This is a genomic window from Endozoicomonas euniceicola, assembly GCF_025562755.1.
Taxonomy (GTDB): domain Bacteria; phylum Pseudomonadota; class Gammaproteobacteria; order Pseudomonadales; family Endozoicomonadaceae; genus Endozoicomonas_A; species Endozoicomonas_A euniceicola.
This window is the reverse complement of record NZ_CP103300.1, coordinates 3,435,147-3,458,783: the sequence shown is the minus strand read 5'-3', so window position 1 is coordinate 3,458,783 and position 23,637 is coordinate 3,435,147. Positions and strand designations below refer to the sequence as shown.

The following is a 23,637-nucleotide window of genomic DNA, read 5'->3' as shown; positions in this document are numbered from 1 at the left end:
AAGACACAAAGAGGTCTACAAAATGAGTAAAAGTGCCGTAGTCAGAGCCAGAATTGAACCTGAAATAAAAGCGCACGCCGAAGCGATATTCAGGAAATTGGGACTCAGTACAACAGAAGCAATAACTTTATTCTACAAACAGGTTGGTCTTTGTAACGGCCTGCCTTTCCCTGTTCGAATACCTAATGATGAAACCGCTAAAGTGCTCGATGATATTGATGCAGGTATCGGACTGGTCAAGTGTGAGAGTGTTGAGGATATGTTCAAAAAACTGGATGTACGGTAGAAGGAATATCCCTTCTACCCGAGGGCTTACACATCAAATGCTTTTTTGTTGAAACCACAATGTAATGAGTATTAACATGGCCGCTTTTAGCTCATTACCAGAATTATCAGCTCCTTTGAGCGTATCAGCAAAGATTTCCCCGGGGCGTTTCATTTCCGGTTTCGTAAAAGGGAAAGGCTCCTGTTGAGTAAAGCCAAACAGACCTGCCACTGTAGCAGCAGCTCCTCCACCACCTGATGCACCATCATCCCTTTTATAACCAGACTCTTTCATAACTGAGTTATATTCATCTGCTACATCCGGGGTAACAAATTTAAGTTTAGAGGCCAGAGATATAGGGACCAATGCAATGGAATAGCCGAAACCCTGATCCCAGATGGGTATATGCACTCCATTAATCACCATGATATTCATTTGTGGTACTTCTTCTGACCGCAGCATTCTCACGTTGCCATGTTCGGACAAGGTGAAATAATAAGGCACACCTTCCGTAGCTTTGATATTTTGCTCAGACCCGGAGAAGTGATGAAGGGTGTAGCTGTCAGACTCCATCAGCTCTTGCAGTCCTGACTCTGCTGAATGAGTAGCAGTCACATGCTGATGCAACTGATAGTAAGTGAAGCTCAAGGAACGGGCTATCCTGTCATTCTCAGGCATTCTCAGATAATGCTCAATGCTCATCCCCCCTTCCGAAGGATTTCCAAAGAAACGTTCGCTGCTGTCATGGAAATGGAAATAGCCTGGAATACTTTGTAATTCAATAAAATTCAACAGTGCGATATCCGGCAAAGAGTCAACCTGCCGGTAGTTGTGGGTCTTGTATTGCCCTTGAGAAATAACATGTTTTACACGATCGGTTTTACCACTACTCCTGCTGGGATCAAATCTTATGATTTCACACGCCTGTCGCAACTCCTCATTTGGAACATTTTTTATCTCTTCCAATTGTTGTCGTGTAATAGGGGGAAAGTAATTTCTGCCCAGATGTGGGAGAGGCAAACTTGCAAGTGAAAAGCGAGGGTAAATAGGAGGGCGGCTGAAATCTGTAGAGCTGGCCAGAATATGAGTGATCCTGTTGGGCCTGTTAATACTTTCCGTTGGTATATGAACCGCTAAATAGAAATAAGATCTGCCAGCACCAACAAGACGCTGTACTATACCTTTCCAACTAATCGCATTAACCTGGCACGATAAAACTGACAATAAAACGATGTAACCAAGCTTATACCAGTTCGCCATAACTTTCTTCCTAACAACGCGAACGGCGGTTTCCCGCAAGAAAACTTCAAGTTGCTGCCTGTTCATAGTATCTATCCGCTACTCCAACCATCAGAGGCTTCAGAATAGACAAAAAAAATACTTATAGTGATTTTTATAACAACTCTCTGCCGGCTTCCATTTCAGCCAGTTCTTTTTGAACCTGAAGATAGTTTTCAATGTTCTGAATATTTCATCAAATTCTTAATCCGGAAAATCACCCTGACCAACGTCCTCTCCAGAAATGTTTTCAGTCTGCATATCAAAATAAAGCAAGCAACAGCCAGACTTTTTTTTGACATATATTTTTGTCGTTAAAATATCTTCTTTCAATTTATTTGATATGGGAAACTTATCCACCAAAGACTTCACTTCTCCCCCACTGAGATTTAAAAATGGTTGCTTGATCATAAAAATGCACCGATTTTTTAGTGAGTCCCGTAACAACCTGTTCTTTATCTCTGCTTTATCCAGTCGCTCAACAAGCCTTTCCAGAAAAGGCTTTGAACAGGACAACTCCCTGATCGTTTCGCCATTATTGTTGCGATTATCAATATCCACGCCGGCATTGAATAATCCCATAGCGACCTGCTCGCAATACTCTTTATTTCTTTTTTCTGAACACACCAAAAATAGCAATTGCAGCAATGAGTTCCCATTCTCATCAAAAATGCCTACCCGGGCGCCACTGTCAAGGAGCAAGTCGATCATTTGAGCGTACTCCCTGGCATAATACATCCACGGAGAGTTTTCCTTGAAAGCCAGTTGCAGTGGCGTTAAACGATGCTCCCCCTGTTCAGGGTTCAGGTTAGCCCCGGCCTTTATAAGCATCTCAGCCATTCTGGTTTTACAACGAACCACCGCTCCGTGAAGAGGCGTTCGGCCGTCTTCATCCGGGAGATCGGGATCAGCACCATTTTCCAAAAGAAGCTTGAGCACTGGCAGGTAAATATCCTCGTCCTCCGATACGGTCTCCAGACCACGGCAGGAGTTATGCCAGAAGATCAGGTTAAGGGCTGTCTGATGGCTGCCATTGACCCCGTCGACATCATATTCCCCAATCAGGGATTGAATAAAACCAATGTCCCCGGAAAGGACGGCCCAATGAAACTGGTGAATGTTATCCAGAGCTGAAAGACCGTCGTCAGGCAGCGCATCCGTTCTCGAAGCCAGAAGCGCTTCCAAAATAGGGGCTCGGGCAGAACCGGCGGGTAGTTCCAAAGATAACACGGGATCGATCAAACCGTCAGGATTGGCTCCGGCTGACAGGAGTATATTGACCAATCGACAGTCCCCCCGCTTAACCGCCTTTTTCAAAAGGTGAACCTCAGGTTTTACACCTTTGCTCAACAGTATTTCGAGTATTCTGTGCCAATTACGCCCTATAGCGAACAACGCCATAGGCCGTGTACGGAACAACCGAAAATCCGAGCAGGTTTCCAACAGAACCTCGATAATCCCGGGGTCAGGACGCATTCCACAAAAAGCCAGATCAACAGCTCTTGCCTGCCCGCCCCCCTCATTCACCGTTATGTCCGGATCAGCCCCATACTTTAAAAGCTCTCGGACTATCTTCAGATATCGGCCTTCGACAGCCACATGGAGCGGTGTGTAACCACCCGTGTTTTGAGCACTGGGGTTAGCCCCGGCTTTTAATAAGCGCCGGACTTCTGCAAGTTTGCCCTGCCGGGCTGTTGAAATAAGCTGATTATTAAGTTGTTCCTGATTATTTTCTGACAAAGGGTCATGTTCCCTCTTACCTTTTTTCCTGTCTTTGTTCGAATGGCCGCGCGCGTCCACCGAACCGCCCTGAGTGCCCTCCCCTGCTTCCTGCCGCTGACCACCGCTGCTACTGGCTCCGCCATTACCGCCCGCCAGCTGGTGTATAAGTCCGTCAAATACCATGCCCCGGGCAGGCATTTCAGGCCATAGAAAAACATCGTCCTGATTGCCCCGAGGGCTTGCCTCATATCCGCCAGAACGGATGCTCTCAATATTTTGCTGAAACGCCTTTTCCTCTTCCCTGGAATGACCTTTAACCTGTTTAAAATAAACATCCTGAATCCTCGGATTATCCAAAGGCTGGCGGACAGGAACTCTCGTCATCGAGGATGCCAACTGATTCGCTTTCAACACCTTTTCCTGAGATCGCGATTGCTGGTCAAAAACCCTTCTTGTTATCTTCACGCCCTGCCCCTGGCCAAAATCAGACAAAGGTTCCGATAAACTATTCAAACCCGGCACCAGACCGTAATAAACGTCATCCGGCTCGTTAGCCAGTTTCGGATTCAACTGCCACTTGCCATGCAACCAGGCGTTTAACTGATGCAGCGGAAATAAATGAAAAAAAGAGATTGCTCCCCCCGCTCGCACGTCTGCTGTGTACGAAAAGCTGACCATAAGCAGGGAAAGCCACAAGAAACATAAACGAGAACAATCTTTTTTCAGGGCGCACAACTTCATTACGACTCCTTCGAATAATATTCTCCGGTTTTTTTTAATTTTGTTGTAACTTCCAGACCGGCTATGAGCAGGGTAAGGCAATGCAGATCAGGCTTCCGGATGCTGCCTGAACGTATGCACCCCTGCCAGTACACGGGTTACAGCGGTGATCACACACAGTACGGTGAACACCAGGGCAATCCGGGAAAAATAGTCCGGCAACAGGCACATGGCAATAAAAAACAGGATGGTTTCAGTGCCTTCTGTCAAACCACCCAGGTAATACATGGACTTGTTTCGATAAACCGGGTTCTCAATATTCTGTTTGGCAGCAATGGTGGCAAAGGCCAGAAAACTACTACCCGTTGCCATAAAGCTGCACAACAGCAGACAGGCTGTTAACGCATTGGCAGCCGGTTCAGCCAATGCAAAACCAACAATAATGGCCGCATAAAATATAAAGTCCAGGACAATATCCAGAAAGCCCCCCACATCCGTTGTCCCCTGTATGCGTGCCAGCGCGCCGTCCAGCCCATCCATGGTCCGGTTGATGCAAATAAACAACAGTGCAAGTATATAACTGTGAGTAGCCAGGGCAGGCACCGCCAGTAAGCCAATAAAAAAGCCAGACACGGTTATCTGGTTGGGGGTGATACCCAGAGTGTTCAGCCTTTGGGCAACAAGATGTAACGCAGGTCTGACCAGCGCAGTGCTCCAGCGATCCAGCATATTTTTATTAATCCGAATGTTGATTGATTAAACGTAACACCCTGTTCCTGTCAGCAACATCGTCTTCATCGTGGGTAACCAGGATAGCGGGGATGTTGCGCCGGGCAACGGTGGCAAAAACCAGTGTCCGAAAATGATCCCGGGTGTCACGGTCGAGTTTCGAAAAGGGTTCGTCCAGCAATAACGCCCCGGGCTTTGCTGCCAGTGTCCGCATCAGGCTGACCCTGGCCGCCTGACCACCAGACAGCTGTCGTGGATAAAAGCCAGCACAGTGCTCCAGACCAATATCAGCCAGTGACGAAAGGGCTTGCTGCCGCTTTTCAGCCTGTGATCCTGCGGGAGCCGCAAACATCAGGTTTTCCACTACCGTCATATGAGGAAACAGCAGCGGATCCTGAAACAGAATCCCCACCCTTCTCTTTTCTACAGGCTCAGGTTGTAACGACTGGTTGTTCAGCAATACATCGCCATTGACAGAAAATGGCTCACCCAGCGTTCCGGCAATAAACGACAACAGGGTCGATTTCCCGCAACCGCTGGACCCCATCAGGCTGAACACCTCGCCAGCAGCCACCGTCAGGTTAACCGGTTCAAACAGCTGCCGGTTATCCAGGCCAATAACCACCTGTTTCAGTTTAAGACTCATGCCTGGTTATCCCTGCCATTGTTTTTTGCGGTTAATGAAACGGGCAAACAGAAAGCCAAACAGTGGCAACAGTGCCTGAGCCAGCCCGTAGATGGCGGCCAGACGACGGTCATAACCGGCACCCACCGCCACCGCTTCTGTTGTTACGGTCAAAACACGACCACCCCCTAATAATAACGTAGGCAGATATTGCACGACACTGACAGAAAAACCGACGGCCCATGCGGAGATAATCGCAGGTTTCAGCATCGGCCATTTCACCTGCCACCAGGCTCGCGACCATGGCACGCCAAAGGTCAGGGCAACGGTCAGATAACGGTTATCAAACGCCCTGAAAGCACCATGCAGTCCCAGGTAGACATAGGGAAAGACCATCAGCAGGTGTCCAAAGCTGACCAGCAGAAAAGGGGACTGGTAAATGCCTGCCCCAAACAGCGAATCTCCAACCGCTGGCAAACCGGCAAACAGCGTCATCTGTGGAATTAACAGGGCAATACAGGGCAGTATCAGCGGCCAGAATCGCCCTCGCTGGTTTTGATACTCCAGCATCACCAGACTGGCGACCACCGCCGTAAGACTACTGACCAGCCCCAGTTTCAGCGCCAGCAGTAACGGGTCGGCCAGCATAGAGACATGCTGTTGCCAGTATTGCAGCGTTGTGACGGAAGGCCAGATATCGGGAAAACGCCAACGCCCGGCAAACGACCAGATCAGCAGAACGACGTTTGCTCCAATGGATAGCAATGCCAGAACCGGCAGGGTTGAAAAAGCGAGCCAGAGCACCGGGTGTTGAACCTGCTTGCGTCCATTCAACCACACCCTATGTGCAACAGGCGTCAGCAGACGTTCAACCATCATCCAGAAAAACAAACTGCCAAGGGTTACCAGCAACAGTAATAGTGCACCGGCACTGGCTAACAGCCGAAAGTTCAAGTCAGGATTCTGGAACCAGCGCAATACCAGTACCGCCAGTGGTGCCGGTAACTGGGGGCCGATAATCAAGGCAGCATCCACAACGGTCACGCCGTAAACCAGCACTGCATACAAGGGTAGTTTCAGCTGGTTATACAACTGTGGCACCAGAATTTTCCACCACGCCTGAACCCGGTCATAACCCAGGCTCTGCGCCATTGTCAGCTGCCTCCGGGGCTGTAGCTGTTGCAGAATACCCACACTCATCAACAGCAGAAAAGGCACACTTTTAATTAACAGCATCAGTATCAGTGAAAACCCCTGCGGATCATTCACCGTTAACCACTGTGGTGGTTCACTCCAGCCCGTGAAGGGAACCATCATCCTTACCAGCCAGCCACTGGGTGCGATCAGAAAACCCAGCCCAATGGCAAAAGCCACATGAGGCAAGGCCAGCGCAGGCGCAATATACAGCGTAATCCAGTTCCAGAAGCGTCCCCCCCAGAGCAGGCTCAGAATGGTGAGGGTCATCACCAGTGCCAGAAACGTCGCCGTCAGCCCGGTAAACAGGCTCAGCCAGGCAGACTGTAACAGTCCGGGCCAGTCAAACAGCTGCTGAACCACTGTCGTTGAAAATGTGTTAAATCCCAGTGCCGGGTAATAACCCACCGCGGGCAGAACCAGACCGGCAACACCCGCCAATAAAGGCACCAGACAGCACAGCACAACCAGTACCGTACCGCTTTTTAATAATCTCTGTACTAAATCACTGATGCCCATACCGCTCCAGCCAGGCTTCCGTCAGTGCGCCATGCCAGCTGAAGTGCGGTTCTGGAATCGCCTTAAAACGTGCTGTCGCTTCAGGGCTTACCTGCAACAGTGACGGTCGTAAAATCGACGGATCACCCCACACGGCCAGTTCCGCTTTACGTTGCTGAGCTTCTGGCGACATCAGAAAGTTAATGACCACCTGCGCCCCTTCTTTGGCGTTGCTGTTATAGGGAATGGCGAGAAAATGAATATTGGTCAATGCCCCCTGACGAAAGGCATAACTGGACACCGTAGGAGCAAGGTCGCCCCGCTTCACGGCTGCCGCAGCTTCGGCAGGATTAAAACTGATCGCCATATGCAGTTCACGATTATCCAGCAACTGCATCATCTCCCGGTCACTTTGGGGAAAACGACGGCCGTTGTGCCAGGCGACTTTGTGCAGCTGGTCGAGATAATTCCACAGAGGCGCGGTGACAGTCTTAAAGTCAACGGCATCAACAGGCTTCTGAAGCACTCTGGAATCATCCACCAACTCAGATAACAATTGCTTCAGGAAGGCGACGCCATGAAACTGTGGCGGTTGAGGGTAACTGATTTTACCGGGATGCTTCTTTGCATACTGAAGCAACTCACCAGCGGAAGCAGGTACTTCAGGGGTAACCGCACTGTCAAACATCATGACTAACTGCCCGACGCCCCAGGGAGCCTCCAGTCCATCAACGGGCGTGGAGAAATCAACATTAACAGGTAGTCGTTTATTCACCAGCTCAGAGTTAGGCAGCTGATCGGTAAATGGGCCATACAGTAGGTCAGCACGTTTCAGGGCAGCAAAGTTCTCACCATTAACCCAGAGCAGATCGACCCGCCCCCCGGTGTTTTTGCCCGCGCTTTTCTCCGACAGGATAAGCGTAACCGCTTCGCTGATATCTCCCACTTTGACATGCACCAGATTAATATTATTTCGTCGTTTAACTTCCTGACCTGCCCAGTGAACATAGTCGTTTACCTGGGGGCTACCACCCCAGCCATAGAAATAGACGGTCTGCTCTCTGCCCCGGCTCTCAATGTCCGCCCAGCTGGCTGCCCGGACCTGAGCCAGAGACAATGGCATTGATAGTGACATTGATAGTGACAATGTGATCGTCAACAGTTTCAGCACCAGCCGCTTTCCGATGTTTTTTGTTATAGAAATGCTGTTAATCAAACGAATAATCCTTACCTGCCGGTATTCTTTAATCACCGCATCCGGGCAGCCCTCGACGTGGGGGCGAATCCGGCTGAAGTACTGTTCCAGTTTCATGGTCTACACTTTCCTGTCCTGATAATTTGACTGTACGGTTATGAATAAAAAGCAACGAGAAAACACTGGCAAGATGTTCTATGATCTGGTCAAAGTGCCTTTGGCAGTCTGTTGTTTTGGCGCTATAGCTGCCGAACACTCCGACCTGATTTATTTTGTTTTTTTTGGGTTAAGTATTTCAATGCTTTTCTTTTATATCGGGTATCAAATGGACAGTGAACTATGAACGTCGGTGAATACTACTTACTGCTGGGCTGCCTTATCGCCATTCCCTGCCTTGTCTTTGTCGCCTGGGTAAAGCATCAGGACAAAAAAAAGCACAATACACAAAAACGCCAGTGATCTCATCTTACCGAGAATCACTGGCGTTCCATGATACGGACAATCGTGAAATTATTCAGCCATTGTCGTCATATCCTTACGCGCCCTGGGCAATCTCATTAAACAATGAGTTGTCGTGAGGGTTCTTTTCACGCCAGCGGTTAAAGATGGCGATGCAGTAGGCGGTTACGGCGATGATGCTCACTGGTCCGAGAATAACCTGAATCAAAGAGCCGGAGAAGTTGGCAGCCCAGTCCTCAGGTCCCGGAATCAGAGCAGTAATGGTAGCGGCCATAAAGATAGTGACCATTGGCACCACGGCCAGCAGCGCCCAGAAACGGTCTTTACCCAGGAAGTAGAAGTCCCGTGCAAAATCAGGATTATTGGAATCCCAACGCAGCTTGATGTAACCCGCCACCATGAACAGAACCGGCAGGGTTGCCGCGCCACCATTCAGGTTTTTAACCGCCACCAGCAGGGTATTCATCTCCGCACTGAACTGACCAATCATAAACAGAATGATGATGACAGAAACCAGGATTCCCTGCATTTTCAGAGCGTTGACCGGAGTACCTTCGTGGTTTACCTCAGACAGTTTCTTACCAAAGATTCCCTTCGGCGCATCAACAAACAGCATCTTGGCAGGTGCCGCAGTCCACAGCATCAGGGAGCCACAGAAAGTAGTGATCAGCAGGAACAGGGCAATGACATTGGTCCACCATACCGGGAAATTCAACTGCTGGAACACCGCGTAAATAGCGGACAACAGACCCAGTTCCTGAGCGTATTCCGCGGGCAGTACCATGGACACCAGAACAGCGGAAAGAATCATCACCGAGGAGAAGATAAACACGTTCAGCAATACGCCAATTCGGAAGCTGCGTTCACCACCCTGAATGTTGCGCTTGTAAGCCGCCAGGGCTTCCAGGCCACCCATGGATTGCAGCGCCCAGGACATGGAAGCGATACGCGCCCAGGACAGATCGATTTCCTCAACAAAACGAGGCACTACCGGCTCGCCTTCGAAGGTCACGGTGCCAGTGGACAGGGAGTAAACCGCCGCAACAATAAACACTACGGTCAGACCGAAGCCCGCGTAACCAGCGGAAGACAGCAGTCGGGACAACCACTTCGGCCCTTTCATGGATACCCAGGTGGCTACCCAGAACAGAGCGATGGAGGTCGCGCTGACAATAGGTTTGAACCACTCGGCCGTGGTCAGCTCCGCCACATAGGAACCTTCCCCGAACGCGGTGTACAGGAAGTAGGTGATAACGTTAGGCAGCAGGTCAACAAAATAGAAGATATTAACGTAGAAGTAGAAGAAACCGGCAATAAAGCCCCACTTTCTTCCCAGCACCAGATTCAGCCAGGACTGATAACCGCCTTCCGAGTTACTGAGCTTCTTAATGGAAGAGAACTCAATAATCATAAAGGTATAAGGAATGGCATAGATGACAGTAGCCACTGCGTACAGCAGCCAGGAATTGTAGCCCCAGTCGGTGTACTGGTTAACAAGACTCCTGAGGACAAACCCTCCCCCCGCAATGGAAAAGAACAAAAATGTCATCAATGACATTTTATAACGTTGATCAGTCTCGGCAGACATAGTTAAGTTCCTGAGTTTGTTGTTACAGCCAAAAACGTTGCAATCTTCCCGACAGAAGCCTTTCAGGAGGAAAGAGGGTTAGTGGCGTTGTCGAACTGCCACTCTTCCTGACCTGAAGTAACCGCTTTACTTTTTTTGCTCTAATTTTTACGAAAAGTTTTACCGAGCGATATTAGAGAAATGCTGTTCACTTTTGTTTGATTTGCGTCAACTTCTGACAGGCAGGCAGGAAAAATGATGCTTTCTGTGCGGGGTGATATTGACGCAATGGCCATCAGTAGCGCCTACCTGAACGGCATTCGCAAACTGTATCCGGATGAAGGTTTCAAAGTGATTGGTCGTGGCGCTGATCTGCCCAATAATCAGATTGTGGCAGGAAAGCATGTTTTGGATAATGATGAATAAGATGAAAAACCCGGAATCCACTATGACAGAATTAACGATTAATGGTCGTTTATACAAAAAACCTGTGCAGCCTGTTGTTGTCATCTGTATTGACGGTAATGCGCCAGAATACTTTTTATCGGCTGTTGAAAAAGGCCGAATGCCCTTTATCAAACAGTTAATTGCGCAGGGCCATCAGCATGAGTCTGATTGTGTTATCCCAAGTTTTACCAACCCGAATAATATGTCCATCATCACCGGGGTAGCACCAGCACAACATGGTATTTGTGGCAATTTTTATTTTGATGGTCAACAGGATGTCATGATGACCAATCCTGACCTCTTAAAAGCACCGACCATTCTTGAAGCGTTTCATCAGGCTGGTACCAAAGTCATTGCTATAACGGCAAAAGACAAACTGAGAGCCATGTTGAGTCATGGACTGGACTTCAGCAACGGTAACGCGATCTGCTTTTCTTCAGAACTGGCCAACAAGACCACAGTCAAAGAACATGGCATCGACAATGCCGAATCCGTTATCGGTATGCCAACACCTGACGTGTATAGCCCGGAACTCAGTGAATTTGTTTTCAGGGCTGGCGCTAAATTGCTGGAACAGGAACAGCCAGACTTAATGTATCTGACAACGACCGACTTTATTCAGCATACATTTGTCCCGGAACAGGAAGGCGCTTTGAGTTTCTATGAAATGCTGGATGGCTACTTTGCCAGACTCCACCAGCTGGGTGCCCGAATGGTGATCACCGCAGATCACGGTATGAACGCCAAAACCAATGAACGGGGTGAAGCAAACATCGTATTTATTGACGAGATACTCGCAGAATACTTCCCGGTTAATTCGTACCGTACCATTTTGCCTATCACTGACCCATACGTTGCCCACCATAGTGCGCTAGGGTCTTTTGCTGCTATTTATGTTGACGATCAGGCACTGGCGCAGGATATCGGAAAAGTCCTCAGCCAACAGAAAGGCGTTGCAGAAGTACTCACTAAAAATGAAGCGGCAACACGCTTTGAGCTGGACCCGGAACGTATTGGTGATCTGATATTATTGGGAGAGCCTGATTTTGTGCTGGGCAAGTCGAAACAACATCACGACCTGGGCCGCCTGCATGGAACGCTTCGCTCTCACGGCGGTGTTTCAGAGCAACGTATCCCCCTGGTCACTAATTTTGTGATTCCTGAAAATACCGACCCACTATTGCGCAACTTCGATGCTTTTTATCTGGCGATGCAATAGCCCAAACCGTAGCTCAGCTCAAGCCTGCTAACACAGCCGTTCCTTAATGGTTCTGCTGTGTTTTTGTTTTACTGCACCCGGCAGTGTATACACTGACTTACCGGCTTGTCGCATATTCTGAAATTCAAGGGCATGTGATGACCAGCGGAGACGGTGTAATAGAGGGTGACGAGGTTAATCCCTTTGACAATCCGGTAATGTCTGCCAGACCAGAAACGGCGAACCAGAAAGATAGTCATTTGTAGCAAATATCAAATTTTTGAGCATGTTATCAATGCGTAAATCCTATATAAGTCTAATTTTCCACGTTTTGCTCTTCGTCCCTTTCGCCTGTCTGTCCAAGCCACAACCCCACAGCTTTATTGTTGAGCTTGAGCAAAATGAGAATACACCACACCATAACTTTTCTATAAAATCAGACCCGGATACATTCTTTGCAACACCGACAATTAACACAGAGTCCCCGCATGGCGAAGCGACAGAAACTATCAACACATACAGCTATTCAGGATCGGACTCACCACCTGATGACAAACCCTGCAGGCCAGGGGGCCTCTGGAAGAGCCTGACGACCGTGGTCGAGTCAGTTTCGTGGCAGCTGCTATACGCTACCGGTGAAGTCGTCGGCTATAAGCTGCTTCTGTCACTTCAGGAAGACTCGCTAACACCGCAGTTTTTTTCATGGATGCCTATGGTGGCAACTGTCGTTGTGGGTTTGCTGACCAGAAACCATTGGAACCCGGGATCAGCATTATTTAATCAACTGGACGAGCAGGAATCCAGCCAGCAGCACGAACTTCAGATTATCACTTTGATGTATAAACCTGACGGTGGCAATTCCTACGCAACAGGGGCATGGGGTCAGGGGCACTCATTCAACATGCACTCAAGCCTCACAGGCCACTCGCATTATTCACTCCTTAGCCACCGGGGCGGGTATTACGATGACGATCCAGGCCACCCCACTCCCGTCAGGCACAGCTATGACGAAACTTGCCTCTTAGAGCCATGTCGGGCACAAGGACGCTGCATCTATGCCCCCGGTGATACAAACCAACATAAGCTTTTTTGCAGGTGTCGGGATTGTATGGCTGAGTTAGACAGATACATTGCCCCCCAACCCCTTATAAGTACCCAGTGCGATTCAACCTCAGATAGCGATGTCACTTGCAGCTTAAATTATTATCCGCAAACGGATGGTCAGGAATCTGCCCCTTATTCAGGAAGCATAGGTTCAGCCAAACCTGAAAGAGTTATCCGGCAAAAAATTGCTTCAAAGGTAATCGTAACAGCAGAACCAGACAGTACTTCTGACCAGCCAGCCGCTATCAGTAAAAGGCGCACCTACAGCGAGAAGAAGCGCTACTCATGCGACCACGCGGACTGCCACTACTCAACCACGAACAGCCATAATCTGGAAAGACACCAACTCACCCACAGCGGGAAGAAGCCCTACTCATGCGACTACCCGGGCTGCGGCCACTCAACCACGACCAGCCAAAATCTGAAAGTACACAACCGCACCCACACCGGAGAGAAGCCCTACTCATGCGACTACTGCAACTATTCAGCCAATCAGAAGTCTCACCTGGCAATACACCAACTCACCCACAGCGGGGAGAAGCCCTACTCATGCAACCACCGGGGCTGCGACCACTCAACCACGACCAAAGCTCATCTGAAAAAACACAGCCGCATCCACACCGGGAAGAAGCGCTACTCATGCGACCACGAGGGCTGCCAATACTCAACCAAGTACAGCGGTGATCTGAAAAAACACCAACGCATCCACACCGGGAAGAAGCGCTACTCATGCGACCACGAGGGCTGCCAATACTCGACCAAGTACAGCGGTGATCTGAAAAAACACCAATGCATCCACACCGGGAAGAAGCGCTACTCATGCGACCACGAGGACTGCCAATACTCGACCAAGTACAGCGGTGATCTGAAAAAACACCAACGCATCCACACCGGGGAGAAGCCCTACTTATGCGACCACGAGGGCTGCGGCCACTCAACCGCGACCAGCCAAAATCTGAAAGTACACACCCGCACCCACACCGGGGAGAAGCCCTACTCATGCGACCACGAGGACTGCGACTACTCAACCACGACCAGCGATAATCTGGCAAGACACGAACGCACCCACAGCGGGGAGAAGCCCTACTCATGCAGCTACCAGGGCTGCGGCCACTCAACCACGACCAAAGCTCATCTGGATATACACGAACGCACCCACAGCGGGGAGAAGCCCTACTCATGCGACTACTGCAACTTTTCAGCCGCTCAGAGCAATAATCTGAATAGACACAAACTCACCCACCACAGGGAAGAGCCAGAAACAAAACGACAAAGGCTTGAAAAGCAGGGTAACGATGGAGTTTGATGAACGGGCGACTGTCATCAAACTCCACAAGAATAGCCATCATCTTCCATTATTTTTACTATGAGAATACAGCTCATGGCTGTTCGGGACGCATGTTTTCAGGAAGGTGTTGCATCAAAAGGCCATTTTCCGTGACTGCTCCCCACCCTATTGGGTGAGGCTTCTGATTTCTTAGGCAGCAACCGACAGTCTGCCGGATTTACGCAAGCCTCCATCAGCAGAAACGGACAGTCCTTCCGCCTTTAATTTCAATATGCCTTGCTTCTTGATATTGCGAGCTGCATTAATATCCCGGTCATGGATAGCACCACAGCTACACTCCCATGATCGGATTCTCAATGGCATTTTTTCCTGTTTCAAATCGCAGACTGAGCAAGTTTTAGAGGATGCAAACCACTGGTCTATCTTCACCAGATGTTTACCTTCCTGCTTTGCCTTGTATTCGAGTTTGGTTATCAGTGAGTGCCAGCCAGCATCAGCAATAGAACGAGCAAGACGCTTGTTATTGAGCATGTTTTTAACTTTCAGTGTCTCCACAATCACCGCTTGGTTTTCGTCGATGAGTTGTTTTGATAGCTTATGCTGAAAATCATTACGGGCAAAGGCTACACGCTCATGCGCCTTTGCCACCAATAAACGGGCTTTGTGCCTACCTTTTGAGCCTTTCTTGCAGCGAGATAGAGCCTGTTGTTTTCTTTTCAGGTTACGTTGTGCTTTTTTCAGAAAGCGAGGATTGCCAGTCTTATGGCCGGTACTGGTGATAGCCAGATCAGTAATCCCCATATCAACACCGACAACCTGATTAGCTTCAAGATTATCAATCTGTTTTGGTTGTTCCTGGGTATCATCAGCCAATATGGAGGCAAAATACTTGCCGGTTAGCGTTCTGCTCAGGGTGATAGACTTCACCTTACCCACTATTTCACGATGCACTTTAGCCCTTATGGGCTTGCACTTGGGGATTTTTATCCAGTTATCGCCCACAGAGACAGACGTACAATGGTAGCTACTTTGCTTGCCATGCTTTTTCTTGAAGCGAGGAAATCTTGCCTGCAATTTGGGATTGAAAAAGTTTTGAAAGGCCGTATCCAGATTGATAGTGGCCTGTTGCAGTGCAATAGAGTCAGCGTTTTTCAGCCATGAGTACTTTCGGCTTTTCTTGGCTTTTGCCAGCAAGGGCTTCAGGTGTTTTTTGGGAGAAAGGCTCTGCCCACGAACCTTGTAATAATGAACCTTAATAGCCAGGGCCTTGTTCCATACGAACCGCACAGCATCAAACTGACGGTCGAGAAATTCCGCCTGCTCTGATGTTGGATAGATTCGTACTTTGGTGGCTCTCAGCATGGAACGTTATTTCAGTGCTCATTAATATAAACTTCATATTACAGGTATTTGAAAGAGGTTTTCAAGTGAGCGCACACAATAAAGATTTACTTAAAGGGTATCTTCGCAAACGACATAGCGTTACCAAGCTGGTTATTCATTTGGTGTTCACGACAAAGTACAGACGAAAGCTTTTTGATGGCTATATGATCAAGCAGTTACGGGAGTCGTTCGAGAGTGCATGTGAAAAACTGGAATGCCAGTTACTTGAAATGGATGGCGAAAAAGATCACGTACACCTGTTGGTGACCTACCCACCAAAACTGGCTATCAGTGTCATGGTAAATAATCTCAAATCAACATCATCAAGACGGTTGCGAATGCTGAATACCCACCTTACTGCTCAGAGCAAAGCAGGCTTAATGTGGTCAAGGTCTTACTTTGCTTGCAGTGCTGGCGGTGCAACTATCGAGACTCTGAAGGACTACGTTAATAGCCAGAGTACACCAGATTGATGGCGGAAGGCTCTGCGCCTTCCCGTCTTATATCCCCGCCCGCATTGGGCGAGGGTTTACGACGATTTTGCTAAAGGTGCTCTGCCTGCTTTCTAAGTGACCTTACGGAAATGGCTCCGCTATCAGGTACCACTTTGACATTTTTGTAGCAGATTACTACATTTGTTTCATATTGATGCAAAAGGAGCTTAACGATGTCAGGCAAACCATTACGGCTGGATGAAGAGTTGGTGCATGAAGCCTCTCTGGTTGGCAAAGTCAAAAAGCGTTCAGCCGCAAAACAGATCGAATACTGGGCGACCCTTGGCAAAATCGCCAAAGAGAACCCCGACCTGCCCATCCACTTTATAGAAGATATTCTGGAGGCTGACGCCGAACGCAAACACGGCCTGATCTCGGAGTATCGCTTTGGCTAAAGCAAACATCATACGCCAGACCGCCCGGTTTGAAAGGACCGTAAAAAAACTGAAGCCGAACCAAAAGGCGAATCTGGATGCTGCGGTCAGAGTTATAGCGGAAAATCCAGAACTGGGCGACAAAAAGCAGGGCGTTTTAAGCCACATTCAGGTTTATAAATTCAAGATGGTGAAACAACTGGCCCTGCTCGCTTACCACTTCGATGAAGGCGAGCTGGTATTGGAGCTGATATCTCTTGGATCTCATGAGAATTTTTATCGGAACCTGGAGCGACAGGAGCGGTGGTGACGTTAGAGTATGCCAGGTGTCTGTACAAAAATGACCTGTTTAAGCATCATGATGTGGTAGCACCGACATCCCCAAAGCTCTGCCTGTTTTTGCCACCTTCAGACTACTGCTTCCCGGTAAACTCCGGATAAGCTTCCATCCCACACTCAGTAATGTCTGCGCCCTTATACTCTTCTTCTTCAGTAATGCGCAGGCCGATCACTGCCTTCACCACACCCCAGACAATCAGAGAAGCGCCAAACACCCAGGCGAAGATGGAAGCAATACCCAGCAGTTGAGCAGGAAATGTTGCATCACCATTGGTCAGAGGGACTGCCAGAAGCCCCCAGATACCGACAACGCCGTGTACTGAGATGGCTCCTACCGGGTCGTCCAACCGCAGTTTATCGAGAGCAACGATAGCGAATACAACCACTGAGCCACCCACAGCGCCAATTAACGTAGCGGCCACGGCTGATGGTGTCAGCGGTTCAGCAGTAATCGCTACCAGGCCAGCCAGCGCACCGTTCAGTGCCATAGTAAGATCGGCTTTACCAAACAACAGTCGTGCAACAATCAGTGCAGCAATAACACCACCGGCTGCACCGGCATTGGTGTTTACAAAGATCTGGGCGACAGCGTTAGCGTTTTCGACATCAGAAATTTTCAGCTGCGAACCACCGTTAAAGCCAAACCATCCCAGCCAGAGAATAAAGGTACCCAGAGTCGCCAGGGGCAGGTTGGAACCCGGCATTGGGTTAATGGAGCCACCCTTGCCGTACTTGCCTTTACGAGCCCCCAGCAGCAGAACGCCCGCTAAAGCAGCAGAAGCACCGGCCAGGTGAACGACACCAGAGCCTGCAAAATCCTGGAAACCGGCTGCGTCAAGAAAACCACCCCCCCACTTCCAGAACCCCTGAACCGGATAGATAAAGCCTGTCATAAACACTGCAAACAGCAGGAAAGACCAGAGCTTCATTCGTTCAGCCACTGCACCAGAGACAATGGACATAGCGGTCGCTACAAAGACCACCTGGAAAAAGAAATCGGAACGCAATGAATAGTAAGGTGCATCGTCACCACCAGCAGTCACGGCTTCAACCGGGTTTTCAGCGCCAATCAGCGTACCGAGTACTGGCAGAATGCCACCTTCGTTAGCACCGGGATACATGATGGCGTAACCACACAACAGATACATGGTGCAGGCAATGGCAAACAGGGCAATGTTTTTGGTAAGGATTTCGACGGTGTTTTTCGAACGCACCAGGCCAGCTTCCAGCATGGCAAAGCCAGCTGCCATCCACATGACCAGCGCGCCCGACATCAAAAAATAGAATGTGTCGAGTGCATACGACACCTGGGCAATATTTTCCACGAGTCCCCTCCTCGAAGGAATTCACAATGTTATTTTTATGCTGTGAACGTATTTTTCAGGTGAAAAACAACAACCGTTACAAGCTGATGCAAGTTATTTATTAATAGCCTGATGGCATCTGTCAGATAGCATCTTCACCGGTTTCGCCGGTGCGAATACGAATCGCCTGTTCCAGCGTCGTGACAAAGATTTTACCGTCACCGATTTTGCCCGTGTTTGCAGCTTTGGAAATGGCTTCGATCACCTGATCCAGCAGATCATCGGAAATACCCACCTCAATCTTCACCTTGGGCAGAAAGTCAACAACATACTCGGCTCCACGGTACAGCTCGGTATGACCTTTCTGACGACCAAAGCCTTTTACTTCCGTCACGGTGATACCCTGCACGCCGATGTCGGATAGTGCTTCACGAACATCATCCAGCTTGAAGGGCTTTATAATGGCTGATACCAACTTCATGCATCTCTCCCGATTTAGTTAGCTTTTGAATAAGATTAAGCAACTAGACTAACTAGCCGCGATAGTGAGGAGGGAACTTAAGTCTACGACTTTCATCCTGGGTGGTTAAGCCCTGCCTCATGAGTTTATTCTTGTTAAAGCAGGTGTTGTGCCAACTTTTCCTGTCACTGTCATGGCTGTCAGTCACTGTTTTTCAGACTATTCCAGGTCATTGCACACTTTGCGTGCATCTTCTTTTTGCAAACATCAGGACATTGCACCAATAAAGTGCAGACAGGAAGGAAAACACCCGAAGACCTACTCTGTGTTATGATCCAGACCAATAAAAACATCCACAACCCACCAATAAGCAGTCAGGAATTCCCATGATCGACAAGGCAGCCATCATCAATAACATTGCCAGCCGGGCAGGCCAGATACTCAGTGCAGAGAAAAGCAAAACCGCTGAAGATATTGAGCACAATATAAAAGCCCTGGTCAGCAGTGCGATGACCCGGTTTGAGTTGGTGTCGCAGGACGAATTCGATGCCCAGATGGCGGTGTTACGACATACCCGCGAACGTCTGGAAGCACTGGAGAAAAAAGTAGCCGAGCTGGAATCGGCACTGGCAGAAAAGCCTGATTGATCCAGCTGTCAGGTAGCGTATTACTTGCTGGCCAGGTTGTTGACTATCTGGATCAGGAGTTCTTCTATCTTGTCGGTGCGCTTATTTTGCTGCTCAGCAAGGTGCTCCAGCTTCTTAAGCCGGTATTCCACTTCGCCGTGGTACTCTCTTTGTTCTTTAAATGCGAGCGACACAACATCGTGAGTGCTTTGTATGATTTTTTGAAAATCCTGAAAAGCCCCGTCTATGGCTTTATGTTTGGCTTTAAGCTGTAGAATCTGCGCCTCAAGAGACATAAGTATTACCTGTTCTTATTGGCTGGGTCACAAGCATAGCAGAGGATGAAGAAGGCACAGAGGGTTTAAAAATTAATCCTCCGCTCCATTAATTCACTGCTATCCTGTCTCATCGTCCAGTCCCAAATGCCCATAGCGCAAGAAAAACTAACAGTAAAACAGAGGCAGCTCTTTTCGTGTCCAAAATCGCGGTTGTTCACACTCGTGCCAGAACCGGGCTGGAAGCTCCGGCTGTCACCGTTGAAGTCCATCTTTCAGCCGGGCTGCCCGCCCTGAATATGGTGGGGTTGCCTGAAACCGCTGTGCGGGAAAGCAAAGACCGGGTACGCAGCGCCTTAATCAACAGTGGTTACGAATTTCCAACCAGTCGCATTACCGTGAACCTGGCCCCGGCGGATTTACCCAAGGAAGGCGGACGCTTTGATTTACCCATCGCCCTGGGCATTCTGGCAGCTTCAGAGCAGTTGCCTCTGGATACCCTGCATGGCTATGAATTTCTGGGGGAACTGGCTTTGACCGGCAAACTGCGTCCGGTTACCGGCTCATTACCCGCAGCAATGGCCGCCCGGAAAGCGTCCCACCGATTACTTGTCCCAGCCGACAGCGCACAAATAGCCAGTCTCTGTCGTGAGGCTGAAGTGTTCGGGGCTGAAGACCTTTCACAGGTCTGCGCACATCTGACCGGACAGAGTGTGTTAGAACCCGTCACGGCACAGCTTGATCATAATGAAGCGATTGGCTACCCGAATTTATCCGACGTCAAAGGCCAGCAGCAAGCCAAACGGGCGTTGGCCACTGCGGCTGCCGGTGGACACCACTTGTTGCTGTTTGGTCCTCCGGGAACCGGAAAAACCATGCTCGCCAGTCGTTTACCCGGACTACTGCCAGAACTGACTGATGATGAAGCCCTTGAAGTGTCAGCCATTCATTCCCTGTCATTACAGCAACAGTCTGTCACCTGGAAACAGCGCCCGTTCAGAAATCCACATCATACGTCATCTGCCGTTTCTCTGGTGGGTGGTGGCTCTCACCCCCAGCCCGGTGAAATCTCTTATGCACATCAAGGTGTTCTTTTTTTGGACGAACTGCCTGAATTTCAAAGGCTGGCTCTGGAAGTATTGCGCGAACCACTGGAATCCGGAGAAGTGGTCATAGCCCGCGCCAAAGGGCAGGCAACTTTTCCAGCAGCCTTCCAACTGGTAGCCGCCATGAATCCCTGCCCCTGTGGTTATCTGGGGGATACCCGACGCAGCTGCGAGTGTTCGCCAGAGCAGGTGCGTCGTTATCAGCGCAAAATATCCGGTCCACTGCTAAACCGCATAGACCTGCAAATTGAAGTCGCTTCTCAGAATGCCGCAACGCTGTTCCAACACAACACAACAGACGAAGAACACTCCACTGAATCCATCAGACAAACCGTGGTTAAAGCCAGAAACCGGCAATTCCAAAGACAAGGTAAAACAAACGCCCGTTTGTCAGCCAGGGAAATCAACCGCTACTGTGCTTTGGATAAAGCCCAGCAGACCTTTCTGACAAACCTGTGTGACAAGCTTGGATATTCAGCCAGAGCCGTACATCGCATTCTCAGGGTAGCGCGTACACTGGCCGACCTGGATGAACAGGCGTCCATTCAGAAGAATCATCTGGCGGAAGCGATTCATTACCGGAAGCTGGATCGGGAATATCCCCAAAAATAATCTTGAGTAGCCCGCCCTCCCTGAATACACTGCGCAGCCATGAACACCAAAGCATACCGTGCACAAAACCGTTGGAAAAAGTTTAGGAAAAAACAAGTCATGCGTCGTTTTATAAAAGCGCTTATCCTCGGCGTTACCTTTTACGCCCTGTTTGGCTTTGCCATACTGCCCGCAACACTACATCTTGCTATTAATCTTTTCTCTCCGCACATTATTAACCAGCCACTGCATCTGGGCGGCGTCCATTTAAACCCTTTTTCTCTGCGGCTGACCCTGCAATCGTTAAGAATTGGCGACCTTCAGGACCCCATACTTGGCTTTTCAGAACTGTCTGTTCAGGCAGGCTGGAACAGCTTGTCAGGTACGCCTCATATAAAAGCGATTGAACTGAATGACCCTGTTGCCAGAATTGTCCTTGATGAGCAGGGTGAGATTAATCTAAGCCATCTGCTCCATTCCAATGACTCATCACCTTCAACAGAGCCACAGTCTGTACAAGAACCAGCCAATTTTTCCCTTGCCCTGAATTCCTTGTCAGTCAATAACGCAGACATCCTCTTTACGGATCAGCTGATTGCTGAACAGTCAGGCCTGCCGTTCACACTGGCAGTGGATAGCCTCAACCTTAAACTACAGGATTTTAACTGGCCCGAAAGCACCAGTACCTATTCCATTGAGGGCAACATTCAGGAACAGGGCAGATTGGCGTTATCCGGCAATGTACAGCTACCCTCCCGGAAAGTGTCCACACAGGTTGATATCAGCCAGTTCGATATCAAGAGCCTTCAACCCTATGTTACTGACTTCTCACACGTTGGTTTAAACCGGGGTTTTCTGACTCTCTCGGCAGAGCTGGACTGGTTGCCAGAAAGCGGGTTATCTGCCCTCGCCCAGATCAGTGTTGATCAGCTGAAACTGATCGACCGCCGTAACCAGTCCGATGTTCTGGCATGGAAAAGTCTTGCTCTCCAGCCCATCGAGTACTATCAACATTCAAACAGCCTGACCATCAACCAGATTCAACTGCTACAGCCAGAAGTAAAAATCGCCATTGATCAGAGCCTTAACGTCAATCTGGCAAGTCTTTTGAAACAGGGTGGTTTGAAACAGAGTGATTTAACCGCAGAGCAGCCCATCCAGGACACAGACTCCCCCATAAGTTTCAGCATCAACCAGTTTGATATTGAAAATGGGTTCATTGATTTTGCTGACTACTCCTTTCAGCCGGGCTTTGTCACACCAATCCGTCGTCTCAATGGTCAGCTCACCGGACTGACATTACCCACAGACCAAACAGCAACACTGGTGTTGAAAGGTCAGGTGGATCGATACTCTCCGGTTAATATCAAAGCCAGCCTGATACCTTCAAAACCTCTGGATACAACCAGCATAAACATGTCGTTTAACGATGTTGAATTAACGACGCTTACCCCCTATTCAGGAAGATTTGCGGGGTACCTTATTGAAAAAGGTCATATGGATCTTGACCTGAATTATCAGGTCACCGACGCTCAGCTGGAAGCCCATAACGCTATGCTGCTGGACAACCTGACCCTGGGGGAACCAGTGGACAGTCAGGAAGCTATTGAACTTCCCCTTAAGCTCGCCATTGCCCTTTTGAAAGACCGGAACGGACACATTGACATTCAACTGCCCGTCAGTGGCGACCTGAATAACCCGGAGTTTGAACTGGGGTCCGTTATGCGTATGGCGCTCACTAATATGCTGGGCAATATCGTTGCCGCTCCTTTCGATTTCCTTGCCTCTCTGGTGGGGGGCGATGCTGAAACAATGTCATCCGTTCAATTTGCTCCGGGTACGCCGGTTATTCCTTTGCAGCAAACAGACTCACTGAACCAGTTATTCGCCGCCCTGCACGAGCGACCTGAGGTAGAACTGGATATTCGGGGAACGGCTTCAATTCGTGAAGACTGGCCACTGATCGCTCAGGCAAAAATAGAAAATGCTATAGAATTGAGCTGGCAGGATTATCAGGCGGTAAACACCCTGGATAACGATATTCTGACCGAAAATATAAGGCTGGAGTTAATGGCACAGCTGGCTGAAGCTCAGGCCATCGATATCGAATCAGCCTCAACTCTGAAAGCAATCAACCAGCAGCTGGTCAACCAATGGCCCTATGATGAGATTGCCATGAGAGGGCTGGCTATTGAGCGCTCAAAATCCATCAAAAACTATCTGGTAGAACAGGGGCTAAGCCCTGAACGTCTTTTTATTCTGGATGCTAACACGACAGAACAGCAGGTTTCCGGGAGAGGTGTAGAAACCAGAATGGAAATCAAGGTGCTTTAAATAGGTATCGTTGTTCCCGCGCAGGCGGGAACCCGAGAGGGGGGGGGGGGACAGGAAAATAT

General features: G+C 49.2%; 22 protein-coding genes and 1 pseudogene. 11 read left to right on the top strand and 12 right to left on the bottom strand.

Annotated features, from left to right (window positions below; all coding sequences use genetic code 11):
- The first annotated feature begins 22 nt into the window (after window positions 1–22).
- Window positions 23–286, top strand: a complete 264-nt coding sequence (locus NX720_RS14000) for a type II toxin-antitoxin system RelB/DinJ family antitoxin (protein WP_262595426.1) — start codon at window positions 23–25, stop codon at window positions 284–286.
- A 33-nt stretch (window positions 287–319) separates the two neighbouring features.
- On the opposite strand, the gene NX720_RS13995 is transcribed toward NX720_RS14000, so the two are convergent.
- The 6 genes from NX720_RS13995 to NX720_RS13970 all read right to left on the bottom strand — a co-directional run bounded on the left by NX720_RS13995 (window position 320) and on the right by NX720_RS13970 (window position 8,343).
- Window positions 320–1,591, bottom strand: coding sequence for a hypothetical protein (locus NX720_RS13995; protein WP_262595425.1), 1,272 nt, complete (start codon window positions 1,589–1,591; stop codon window positions 320–322).
- Window positions 1,592–1,747: 156 nt separating this feature from the next.
- A complete protein-coding gene (locus NX720_RS13990) occupies window positions 1,748–4,006 on the bottom strand; it encodes an ankyrin repeat domain-containing protein (protein WP_262595424.1) in 2,259 nt (752 codons plus the stop codon).
- An 87-nt stretch (window positions 4,007–4,093) separates the two neighbouring features.
- A complete protein-coding gene (locus tag NX720_RS13985; protein ID WP_262595423.1) occupies window positions 4,094–4,714 on the bottom strand; it encodes a CDP-alcohol phosphatidyltransferase family protein in 621 nt (206 codons plus the stop codon).
- Window positions 4,715–4,721: 7 nt separating this feature from the next.
- The gene (locus tag NX720_RS13980) at window positions 4,722–5,360 is read right to left on the bottom strand and encodes an ATP-binding cassette domain-containing protein (protein WP_262595422.1); all 639 of its coding nucleotides are present in this window, start codon (window positions 5,358–5,360) and stop codon (window positions 4,722–4,724) included.
- A gap of 6 nt (window positions 5,361–5,366) precedes the next feature.
- Entirely contained in the window at window positions 5,367–7,052 is a 1,686-nt protein-coding gene (locus tag NX720_RS13975) for an ABC transporter permease (protein WP_262595421.1), read from the bottom strand.
- Complete coding sequence (locus tag NX720_RS13970; protein ID WP_262595420.1) at window positions 7,039–8,343, bottom strand: ABC transporter substrate-binding protein; 1,305 nt, start codon at window positions 8,341–8,343, stop codon at window positions 7,039–7,041. The genes NX720_RS13975 and NX720_RS13970 overlap by 14 nt, the downstream gene beginning before the upstream one ends.
- A gap of 40 nt (window positions 8,344–8,383) precedes the next feature.
- Here NX720_RS13970 and NX720_RS13965 point away from each other — a divergent pair, with 40 nt between their 5' ends.
- On the top strand, window positions 8,384–8,569 hold the full coding sequence (locus tag NX720_RS13965) for a hypothetical protein (RefSeq protein WP_262595419.1): 186 nt from the start codon (window positions 8,384–8,386) through the stop codon (window positions 8,567–8,569).
- Window positions 8,570–8,761: 192 nt separating this feature from the next.
- On the opposite strand, the gene NX720_RS13960 is transcribed toward NX720_RS13965, so the two are convergent.
- A complete protein-coding gene (locus tag NX720_RS13960) occupies window positions 8,762–10,273 on the bottom strand; it encodes an APC family permease (protein WP_262595418.1) in 1,512 nt (503 codons plus the stop codon).
- Window positions 10,274–10,507: 234 nt separating this feature from the next.
- Here NX720_RS13960 and NX720_RS13955 point away from each other — a divergent pair, with 234 nt between their 5' ends.
- Together NX720_RS13955 and phnA are read left to right on the top strand one after the other, a co-directional pair.
- Window positions 10,508–10,678, top strand: coding sequence for a phosphate/phosphite/phosphonate ABC transporter substrate-binding protein (locus tag NX720_RS13955; protein ID WP_262595417.1), 171 nt, complete (start codon window positions 10,508–10,510; stop codon window positions 10,676–10,678).
- Window positions 10,668–11,918 (top strand): phosphonoacetate hydrolase, encoded by a 1,251-nt coding sequence (gene phnA / locus NX720_RS13950; RefSeq protein ID WP_262595416.1) that lies wholly within the window; start codon window positions 10,668–10,670, stop codon window positions 11,916–11,918. Before NX720_RS13955 ends, phnA begins: the two co-directional genes overlap by 11 nt.
- Window positions 11,919–12,022: 104 nt before the next feature.
- Here the strand turns inward: phnA and NX720_RS13945 are convergent.
- Window positions 12,023–12,133: pseudogene (locus NX720_RS13945) on the bottom strand (IS701 family transposase); the annotation flags it as partial.
- Between the two features lie 95 nt (window positions 12,134–12,228).
- Here NX720_RS13945 and NX720_RS13940 point away from each other — a divergent pair.
- Entirely contained in the window at window positions 12,229–14,307 is a 2,079-nt protein-coding gene (locus NX720_RS13940) for a C2H2-type zinc finger protein (RefSeq protein ID WP_262595415.1), read from the top strand.
- A 171-nt stretch (window positions 14,308–14,478) separates the two neighbouring features.
- Here the strand turns inward: NX720_RS13940 and NX720_RS13935 are convergent, their stop codons facing one another.
- A complete protein-coding gene (locus NX720_RS13935; protein ID WP_262595414.1) occupies window positions 14,479–15,651 on the bottom strand; it encodes an RNA-guided endonuclease InsQ/TnpB family protein in 1,173 nt (390 codons plus the stop codon).
- Window positions 15,652–15,716: 65 nt separating this feature from the next.
- On the opposite strand from NX720_RS13935, the gene tnpA reads away from it, so the two are divergent.
- From tnpA to NX720_RS13920, 3 genes are all read left to right on the top strand, one after another.
- Window positions 15,717–16,145: an IS200/IS605 family transposase gene (gene tnpA / locus NX720_RS13930; RefSeq protein ID WP_262595413.1), complete on the top strand. Its 429-nt coding sequence runs from the start codon at window positions 15,717–15,719 to the stop codon at window positions 16,143–16,145.
- 194 nt (window positions 16,146–16,339) lie between these two features.
- On the top strand, window positions 16,340–16,561 hold the full coding sequence (locus NX720_RS13925) for a ParD-like family protein (RefSeq protein WP_262595412.1): 222 nt from the start codon (window positions 16,340–16,342) through the stop codon (window positions 16,559–16,561).
- The gene (locus tag NX720_RS13920) at window positions 16,554–16,850 is read left to right on the top strand and encodes a type II toxin-antitoxin system RelE/ParE family toxin (RefSeq protein WP_262595411.1); all 297 of its coding nucleotides are present in this window, start codon (window positions 16,554–16,556) and stop codon (window positions 16,848–16,850) included. The genes NX720_RS13925 and NX720_RS13920 overlap by 8 nt, the downstream gene beginning before the upstream one ends.
- A 103-nt stretch (window positions 16,851–16,953) precedes the next feature.
- On the opposite strand, the gene NX720_RS13915 is transcribed toward NX720_RS13920, so the two are convergent.
- Window positions 16,954–18,204: an ammonium transporter gene (locus NX720_RS13915; RefSeq protein WP_262595410.1), complete on the bottom strand. Its 1,251-nt coding sequence runs from the start codon at window positions 18,202–18,204 to the stop codon at window positions 16,954–16,956.
- Between the two features lie 121 nt (window positions 18,205–18,325).
- Window positions 18,326–18,664 (bottom strand): P-II family nitrogen regulator, encoded by a 339-nt coding sequence (glnK, locus tag NX720_RS13910; protein ID WP_262595409.1) that lies wholly within the window; start codon window positions 18,662–18,664, stop codon window positions 18,326–18,328.
- Between the two features lie 365 nt (window positions 18,665–19,029).
- Here glnK and NX720_RS13905 point away from each other — a divergent pair, with 365 nt between their 5' ends.
- On the top strand, window positions 19,030–19,290 hold the full coding sequence (locus tag NX720_RS13905) for an accessory factor UbiK family protein (RefSeq protein WP_262595408.1): 261 nt from the start codon (window positions 19,030–19,032) through the stop codon (window positions 19,288–19,290).
- 20 nt (window positions 19,291–19,310) lie between these two features.
- On the opposite strand, the gene NX720_RS13900 is transcribed toward NX720_RS13905, so the two are convergent.
- Window positions 19,311–19,565, bottom strand: a complete 255-nt coding sequence (locus NX720_RS13900; protein ID WP_262595407.1) for a hypothetical protein — start codon at window positions 19,563–19,565, stop codon at window positions 19,311–19,313.
- Between the two features lie 176 nt (window positions 19,566–19,741).
- On the opposite strand from NX720_RS13900, the gene NX720_RS13895 reads away from it, so the two are divergent.
- Both NX720_RS13895 and NX720_RS13890 read left to right on the top strand, forming a co-directional pair.
- On the top strand, window positions 19,742–21,262 hold the full coding sequence (locus NX720_RS13895; RefSeq protein ID WP_262595406.1) for a YifB family Mg chelatase-like AAA ATPase: 1,521 nt from the start codon (window positions 19,742–19,744) through the stop codon (window positions 21,260–21,262).
- Window positions 21,263–21,301: 39 nt separating this feature from the next.
- Window positions 21,302–23,575: a DUF748 domain-containing protein gene (locus tag NX720_RS13890; RefSeq protein ID WP_449757767.1), complete on the top strand. Its 2,274-nt coding sequence runs from the start codon at window positions 21,302–21,304 to the stop codon at window positions 23,573–23,575.
- Window positions 23,576–23,637: the final 62 nt, after the last annotated feature.